The following is a 513-nucleotide window of genomic DNA, read 5'->3' on the forward strand; positions in this document are numbered from 1 at the left end:
TGATAGTCCACCTGGCCCAAGCCCAACGCCAGTGCCTGATGGGCTTTCATGGCTGTTCGCAGTCTCGCCAGCTCCACATCGGGTACACAATAATGCTGATGGAAGACCAGACTTATCTGGATTTCGTCCAGCCTGTCGCCGACGAACTGCAGGCCAGGCTTACCCCCGATGCGGGCATGCTCCGCATAATCGACGCCGAACGTGGCCTCGAAGCCGTCCCAGTAGGTAATCAGCTCAAACTCAATATCACCCAGTACGGCAAACATCAGCGGTACTCCTTACGTTGTTTCTGAGCCAGCAGACGCTCCAGCATTTTTTCCAGCTCATGCAGACTCATATTCAGGGCACCAGTCAGTCCTGCAGGCGCTGTGGTTTCCCTGCCATTGAGGAAAAACTGAGGATTAAAGCTGACCTGGATACCACCAGACGTTCCACCGCCGGTTGCAGTTGCACCACGGCCTGAATATCCGGCAGCCAGGATTTCAGGCGAGGGGATACGGGGAACATCCGGTG

2 protein-coding genes are annotated in these 513 nt (G+C 55.9%); both read right to left on the bottom strand.

From position 1 onward, the window contains the following. Positions 1 to 266 (bottom strand): phage tail protein (locus CXQ91_RS24430; protein ID WP_146072449.1); only part of this gene is annotated, 266 nt, incomplete at its 3' end. Beyond that, positions 266 to 513: hypothetical protein (locus tag CXQ91_RS24435; protein ID WP_219816625.1), on the bottom strand; the 248-nt coding region annotated here is incomplete at its 5' end. The genes CXQ91_RS24430 and CXQ91_RS24435, both read right to left, overlap by 1 nt.

Source organism: Arthrobacter sp. Y81 (genome assembly GCF_002929335.1).
In the GTDB taxonomy this organism is placed as follows: Bacteria; Actinomycetota; Actinomycetes; order Actinomycetales; family Micrococcaceae; genus Arthrobacter.